8 protein-coding genes and 1 pseudogene are annotated in these 7,184 nt (G+C 44.0%); 1 reads left to right on the plus strand and 8 read right to left on the minus strand.

Going from position 1 to position 7,184, the window contains the following annotated elements; all coding sequences use genetic code 11:
- The 5 genes from A3738_RS01245 to radC form a co-directional block, all read right to left on the minus strand.
- Positions 1-556: hypothetical protein (locus tag A3738_RS01245; RefSeq protein WP_082889925.1), on the minus strand; the 556-nt coding region annotated here is incomplete at its 3' end.
- Between the two features lie 773 nt (positions 557-1,329).
- A complete protein-coding gene (locus A3738_RS01250; protein ID WP_068473591.1) occupies positions 1,330-2,634 on the minus strand; it encodes an NAD(P)/FAD-dependent oxidoreductase in 1,305 nt (434 codons plus the stop codon).
- Between the two features lie 196 nt (positions 2,635-2,830).
- Positions 2,831-2,890, minus strand: coding sequence for a hypothetical protein (locus A3738_RS32475; protein ID WP_369819752.1), 60 nt, complete (start codon positions 2,888-2,890; stop codon positions 2,831-2,833).
- A 153-nt stretch (positions 2,891-3,043) separates the two neighbouring features.
- Positions 3,044-3,358 (minus strand): response regulator, encoded by a 315-nt coding sequence (locus tag A3738_RS30350; RefSeq protein WP_068503362.1) that lies wholly within the window; start codon positions 3,356-3,358, stop codon positions 3,044-3,046.
- A 336-nt stretch (positions 3,359-3,694) separates the two neighbouring features.
- Complete coding sequence (radC, locus tag A3738_RS01260) at positions 3,695-4,369, minus strand: DNA repair protein RadC (RefSeq protein ID WP_068473587.1); 675 nt, start codon at positions 4,367-4,369, stop codon at positions 3,695-3,697.
- Between the two features lie 100 nt (positions 4,370-4,469).
- On the opposite strand from radC, the gene A3738_RS01265 reads away from it, so the two are divergent.
- Positions 4,470-4,784: a DUF1244 domain-containing protein gene (locus A3738_RS01265; protein WP_197468911.1), complete on the plus strand. Its 315-nt coding sequence runs from the start codon at positions 4,470-4,472 to the stop codon at positions 4,782-4,784.
- A gap of 41 nt (positions 4,785-4,825) precedes the next feature.
- Here the strand turns inward: A3738_RS01265 and A3738_RS01270 are convergent, their stop codons facing one another.
- The 3 genes and pseudogenes from A3738_RS01270 to rapA form a co-directional block, all read right to left on the minus strand.
- Entirely contained in the window at positions 4,826-5,035 is a 210-nt protein-coding gene (locus A3738_RS01270; RefSeq protein ID WP_068473527.1) for a DUF3820 family protein, read from the minus strand.
- A gap of 88 nt (positions 5,036-5,123) precedes the next feature.
- Positions 5,124-5,543, minus strand: a pseudogene (gene msrB / locus A3738_RS01275) (peptide-methionine (R)-S-oxide reductase MsrB); the annotation flags it as partial.
- A gap of 21 nt (positions 5,544-5,564) precedes the next feature.
- A partial coding sequence (rapA, locus tag A3738_RS01280; protein WP_082889926.1) for an RNA polymerase-associated protein RapA occupies positions 5,565-7,184 on the minus strand: 1,620 nt, incomplete at its 5' end.

Raw genomic sequence — 7,184 nt, forward strand, 5'->3', positions numbered from 1 at the left:
ATAGACCAAGACCAAGAATCGCTACTGCTGCAGGCTCAGATACTGTAGATGCCGTGCCTTTATAAATTATACCAGTTGGACCATTGCCTGAGTTTGTGACCCAAAAATTTAAACGCCCACCCTTTTCAAGAATCATGGATGAATTCACGTAATCATAAACGTTAATAACCTGCGCCCAAGGATTTCCACCAGCCACATCATAGCGGTTAATATCAGCAAGAATCTTACCTTTGGATCGGATTTGGAGATCGTCATCAAAAGACACGAAAAGAGAATCTATGCGCATATCTTGGTTAGGTCTATTTAAATCCAATTCCCAAACCCGATATTCGACGCCAGCCTCTTTCCATACCCCAGTAGGCTGAACCCAACTGGCACCCTCAAGCTCAGTACCAATTGGATCAATATAGGTATTTGTCGTCTGATCATTTAACAAACAACCAGTCATGTATCGGCACTTATCATCTATAGCAGACACAAACGTAATTGTGGCAGCGAAAGCCGAGGTACTTGCTAACCCTAACATTAAGGCTGCAATTAGTTTTTGAAAGTTCATTTATACTATCCTTCCTATGTAGTAACTGCTTAAGTGTCTTTCATATCATTGAAAGCATAAAAAGCAAAAAATAAACCAGAATCTTTTTATTGATATTTATCAGTAATTTATGATTATTTTTATTATGGATAAAAACCAATAATGTAAAATAAATCGACAGTTCTTTGAGCGCACAAGCTCGAGAAAAAATCACTCCAAAATACAAATGATTGTTTTCTATCGTGATCGTAAATAATTTTTTAATGGGAAAGTTTATCCTGGCATATTGGAACTCATTTGAAAGAATTAAATCCTCGCTCTAAGACGGACTTTGTTCTAGGTAGCACTAGCACCAAAATTTGCTATTTTTGTATTACTCTCTTATCGAGTAAGTATATTGAAAAAACATCGAGGTTATTATCAATCGCGCAAATCACAGGCGCTCTTTACTGCGGACGCAAATATATATGAACACGGATTATATTCGAACATATTGAGAAACGACTTTATGCCCAGGAGGCGTAACTTAATATAATACTGACCTTGGAACTTATCATGCTCGAAATAGGTAATTATTATTACCTTAGTCGTAACAGAGCTAGTAATCTTATATTGGAGAGGCATGTCGATTTGACTTGCCCTATGAGATAAAAGTGGTGGTAGGCACTCTACCTTAAACCGACAAGCCGCAAGAAAAAACAACAATGCGTTGCAAACAATATGCGAGCACTGTTACTTGTATTGATACACCAAAAAAGGCCCCATAAGGGACATCTTTGCAATGTTATGTTTGCTTAGTGCAGCTTCATTCTAGAATGAATCACTCGCATCAAACGATCATTTAGCCAAATCAAACCGGTCTTAAAGAAGCCGTGCAAGGCAAGCTGATGCATGCGATATAAAGACACATAAAATAAGCGCGCAAGCTTTCCTTCGACCATCATGCTGCCTTTGCTCAAGTTCCCCATGAGACTTCCTACGGCAGTATAATCGCTCAAAGAAACAAGCGAACCATGATCTTTGTAGACAAACTGATGTGCAGCACCGCCATCTAGTCGAGCAACAAGCGTCTTGTACAGCGTACTCGCCTGTTGGTGTGCCGCTTGTGCACGAGGAGGCACAGACCGTTCATTACCCTCATTCCAACATTCCGCACAATCGCCAAACGCAAATACGCAATCATCCAAAGTCGTTGCCAATGTGGTGTCAACCTTCAATTGATTCAATCGATTCGTTTCGAGGCCATCTAGTTCTGTTAAGAACCCTGGGGCTTTAATACCTGCCGCCCACACTTTGATTTCGGCGTTTAGAGGCTCACTCTCAGCAAAGGTCAGTTGAGTGTCGGTAATTTCTGTTACCGGTTGAGATGTTAATACTTCAATATTGAGCTTATTCAATTCCCGCGTTGCCGCCGCAGATAAACGTTCTTTTAGTGCTGGCAATATACGACCACCAGCTTCGATCAAAGAGATATGAATATTGCTTTCTTTGACGTTATGCAGACCATAAGACTCTAGTTGCTGCGAAGCATAGCGTAATTCAGCTGCCAACTCGACGCCGGTCGCGCCCCCACCAATGATCGCAACATGAATATCTCTCTCACCTTCGGGCGCATGCTCTGCTTGCAAATAACGATTTAACAGACTCTGATGAAAACGGCGCGCTTGTAGCTGGCTATCGAGAAACTGGCAATGCTCTTCGGCACCTTTGGTTCCAAAATCATTCGTCGTACTGCCCACAGCAATCACCAATGTGTCGTATGGCACACGGCGCGCAGCAACAACCTCTTCACCTTTGCGATTATTTATAGGCGCTAAGGTAATCGTTTTTTGGGAACGGTCGAGTCCAGTTAAGCGTCCGGGCTGGAATTCAAAATAATGCTGTTGCGCATGCACACGAAAATCGACTTGCGCGGCATCTGAATTGAGAGAGCCGGCAGCAACCTCGTGCAACAAAGGCTTCCAGACATGCGTTAAGGCCGCATCAACGAGCGTAATACGAGCTTTGTTCTTCTTGCCTAATTTATTGCCGAGTTTTGTCGCAAGCTCTAGTCCGCCAGCGCCACCACCCACAATAACAAAGTGATGCATATCGTCCATAACCTTACTCGCTTTAACAATAAAAAGGGTTGGCGATTTTGACGTATGTTTCTGAAATGTAAAGACAAAAGCCATTAATTAGGGTAATTGCCCTAATTAGTCTCAAAAACAACATGTTAAAACAGAGGATTAAACAGCCTCCGTCGCAGGATCATAAAGTGACTTCTTAGATCAAGTAATCACAGCCTGCGTACGATTAACCCCCCAACTTCTTAAAAATAGCAGTGATATGGGCTTTTACCATAACTTCTGTCACGCCAATTTCATAAGCTATCCGTTTGTTCAGCCAACCTTCTCATAAGAAACAAAGCACATGATACTGCTGGGGCGTCAAGACAGCGACCTGCGTTGCTGAGTCACGTTCTTCATTATCGATTCGACGTAAGTTTTGGCGCACAAAAGACTGCACCTAAGATTCACCATCAATCACATGGTCAATGGCATCTTTAATCATACTCGGAGAGCAGGACTTTGGAATAAAGCCAATTGAGCCGTGAGCAATACAACGGCTAATAGTCTCAACATTTTCTCGTGCTGAAATGATCGTTAAAGGCACAGTTGGGAATTTTTCGGGTACAGTCACCAGACCAAATGAGTCCTGACTGCCTGACATATGTAGATCGAGCAACAACAAATCATTGTCAGGGTTTTGTTCGAGCACTTTAAGCGTGCAATCAAGATCAGAAGATTCACTAATGCAAAGATCAGGCAAGTGCGTATTCAATAACCCTAACCGAGCATTTCCAAACAAGGATGATCATCCCGCAATATGAATTTAATACATTAACACTTCCTTTAAAACGCACACACTTGAAACTCAAGAATAGTCCAGGCGTGTTTTGAACGGCTAGGGTTTGAGGGTGCCCTACTGCACAATTTAACGCCCTTCAATTGGCGGATCGACCACAGTCGCTGCGTTTAAGGTGAAGGTGTCGCCTTAATTATCGAATTCACTCACACCAATTTTACGTACTATATGGCGCATAATTTTTCCTAAGCGAATTTTTGGCAATACTACGCAAAACAACTATTAGACCTTGGTCTAGCATTGGACCAAGGTCTACATCAAGCCCTGTTCGGTAAAACTGACCACATGACTACCTGCGACGATTAAATGATCCAGCACCCGCACATCGATCAACTCCAATGCCGACTGCAATCGTCGTGTAATCTGGATGTCAGCTTGGCTTGCTTGCGTCGATCCAGAGGGATGGTTATGACAAAGAATGACGGCTGCAGCACCTTTGTTAAGTACATGGCGAACTACTTCACGCGGATATACGGATGCAGCATCAATCGTACCCTGAAACAGCTCTTCCATATCCAGAATTGCATGCTGATTATTAAGATACAGAACAGCGAAGGTTTCATGTTGACGATTTGCCAAGGCATGCTGCACATAACGTTTGCACACATCAGGGCTAGTGATAACATCACTCTCCCTTAACTCATCTTTTAGTACGCGCTTACTTACTTCTAAACTTGCATGTAACTGCGCGTACTTTGCTAAGCCCATGCCTTTGTAAGAACAGAATTCTTGTTCACTAGCGCGAAGCAGTGGCTTCAACCCACCAAAATGAGCGAGTAAATCTCGTGCTAATTCAATCGCTGAACGCCCTTTGATGCCTGTACGTAAAAAGATCGCAAGCAACTCAGCGTCACTTAATGTTTGAGGACCTTTTGAGAGGAGTTTTTCGCGCGGCCGTTCGGACTCTGGCCAAGTTGATATGCTCATGTCTAATTCCTTGTTAAATAACTCGCTCCATCCTTGAGCGACATTGACAAGCGTGCCGCAAGTAGCAACACTTCTCAAGTTCATTTCATAAGGAATTCCTATGTCTTCAAATATCGATTCACAAACACAAACCGAACTAGAAGCCGCTGTATTTCGTCGTTTCTTAAAACACTTAGATGACCATAAAGAAGTACAAAACATTGACCTGATGATCTTGGCCGACTTCTGCCGAAACTGCCTATCAAAATGGTACGCAGCAGCGGCCGCCGAGAAAGGTGTTGAAGTGGATTATGACGCGGCTCGAGAGTTCGTTTACGGCATGCCTTACTCAGAGTGGAAAGACAAACACCAGCTTCCAGCGACACCAGAACAAATGGAAGCGTTTGAAGCGAAGCAAGCGGCTAAGAAAAAGTAAGGGCGCTATAAATAAAGCACGCACAACATAGAGCCATAAGGCTATTTCTTTAATGGCTCTAGCAGTTTCTCTAAACCCTCAATTTTAATCTCGAGCGTCATTTCTAGCAGAGTTCCAAGCTTGCCATTAGGGAAGCCTTTTTTACGAAACCAGAGTAGGTATTCTTCAGGTAGATCTATTAAGCGACGACCACTGTATTTGCCAAACGGCATGCGCATATTAGCAATTTCGCCTAAGTATTCTTGGTTCATTTTTCTTATAGTTTATGAGAAATATTTGAGGTTTAACGCTGGGGTCTGGGCGCTTTTACTCTGACCCCAATATCGATCGCAATAGCCTTTAATCGAAGAGGCTTAATAGCTCAGCGTAGCCTTGTTCTGCCATCTCTGCCTTTGGCACAAAACGCATGGCCGCCGAATTAATACAGTAACGCATACCGCCTTCTTCAACGGGGCCATCATTAAACACATGGCCTAGGTGTGAATCGGCATCTTTACTGCGCACTTCTGTGCGCACCATGAACATTTGACGATCTTCTTTCTCGACAATCTGTTCCATGTGAATAGGCTTGGTAAACGCAGGCCAACCAGATCCAGAATCATATTTAGTCGTGGAGCTAAACAAGGGTTCTCCAGACACAACATCGACATAAATACCCTCTTCCTTGTGGTCCCAGTATTCGTTATCAAAAGCACGCTCGGTACCACCACATTGGGTGACATGGTGCTGAAGTTCGGTCAATTCTGGTTTTGATTTTTGATCTGTCATGTTGTTCACCTCCTACGTGTTGATGATGATACGCATGGCCTGAAGCTCCAGACCTGTCTTATCAATGTAGGATAAACCCTCTTCTTTTTGCTTACGAACAAATTCAATTTCTTCTTCGCGAATCATTGGATTCTTTTGCTGTAAACTGGTCATACGATGAATTTCAGCATCCATGTCGGCACTTAATTGCTCACGCGCGATGTCTTTGAAACTCGGCAGAGTTTGCTCAGCAAGTTTCTGCGCATGCGCCAATAAACCAGCAAATTCAGAGCGGATTTCTTTAATGATTTGCAGCGCCAAGGTACGTTTTATACCACTGCTGAGCTCGTTAAGCTTTTCATACGGCAGCACTTGCGACAAATCTCGCCCATCGCCATTAACGACAAAACGTTGTGGAGACATCGGCAAATATTTATCTAGCTGTAACTCATTCGGCGCCATGCTGTTCACGGTAAAAATAGACTCTAAAAATAAGGTGCCTGGAGGAATACCTTTCACGGAAATTTTCGCCAAAGCGGCATTGCCGAGTTCGCCGCTCACTAGCTGATCCATTAATTCAGTGACCATGGGATGCTCCCATGTAACAAATTCCATATCTTCGCGAGACAATGCTTTCTCTCGTTGATACGTAAGCGTCATTCCTTCATCGGTTAATCGAGGAAACTCTGCTGTCAGCATATGCTCGCCGGGATGCAATACAACTGAACCATCTGACTGATGCTCTTGTTCAACACCATACAAGTCATATACGCGCTGCATGTACGCGGCTAAATCTTGGCTACGCTCTTCTTCCTCAAGCTTCTCAATCAAGGCTTCAGCTTCTTTCGGGCGACATGAATTGAGCTCTAGCAATACGTTCCTGCCCATCTGAAGCTCACGCATGATCTCTTCACGATAAGCAGCGACCTTTTCAATGATGCCAGTGGCTTCAGTTGATGTGAGGTCGGATAAAGACAAATACTGATCAAGGCTTTCTTGGAACTTCTGCTGAATGGCATACCCCGCCGGACAACTCGTTTCAAATGCATTTAGACCCTTGTGGTACCAGTTAAACCAAGCTTCGCGCTGACTTCCATACAAGTACGGCACATGAATCTGTACATCACGAACCTGACCAATTCGATCGAGTCGGCCAATTCTCTGTTCGAGCAAATCTGGGTTCTCGGGCAAATCAAGCAAGACCAGATTGCTCGCGAATTGGAAGTTACGCCCTTCACTACCGATCTCAGAACAGATTAGCGCCTGAGCGCCTTCTTCTTTATCTGCAAAGTACGCGGCGGCACGATCTCGCTCGATAATGCTCAGTCCCTCATAAAATGCTGAAGTTCTAAAACCTTGTCGTAAGCGCACATACTCTTCCACCATCAAGGCGCGATTCGCGTTCGAACAAATCACAAGAACTTTCTCGTCACGATTCGCTTCGAGAAACTCACACAACCATTTTACTTCTGGATCATTAGCGATCGAATCGGAGTCTGGCTCATACGCAGCAACAAGCTCATAAGGCCGCACAATACGCTGAGGAAAGCCTTCAACCGCATCACGCGTATTACGAAACAGAACGCGCCCCGTACCATGCAGATCGAGCAATTCATTAATGAGCTGCGGAACAAGTTCTTCAGCGGGCAGAGA

It is taken from the genome of Oleiphilus sp. HI0066 (genome assembly GCF_001635725.1).

Excerpts from the sequence above, each read along its gene's own strand:
- A3738_RS01250 (WP_068473591.1), bottom strand. The coding sequence starts at position 2,634 with ATGGACGATATGCATCACTTTGTTATTGTGGGTGGTGGCGCTGGCGGA.
- radC (WP_068473587.1), bottom strand. The coding sequence starts at position 4,369 with ATGAGCATATCAACTTGGCCAGAGTCCGAACGGCCGCGCGAAAAACTC.
- A3738_RS01265 (WP_197468911.1), top strand. The coding sequence starts at position 4,470 with ATGTCTTCAAATATCGATTCACAAACACAAACCGAACTAGAAGCCGCT.
- A3738_RS01270 (WP_068473527.1), bottom strand. The coding sequence starts at position 5,035 with ATGAACCAAGAATACTTAGGCGAAATTGCTAATATGCGCATGCCGTTT.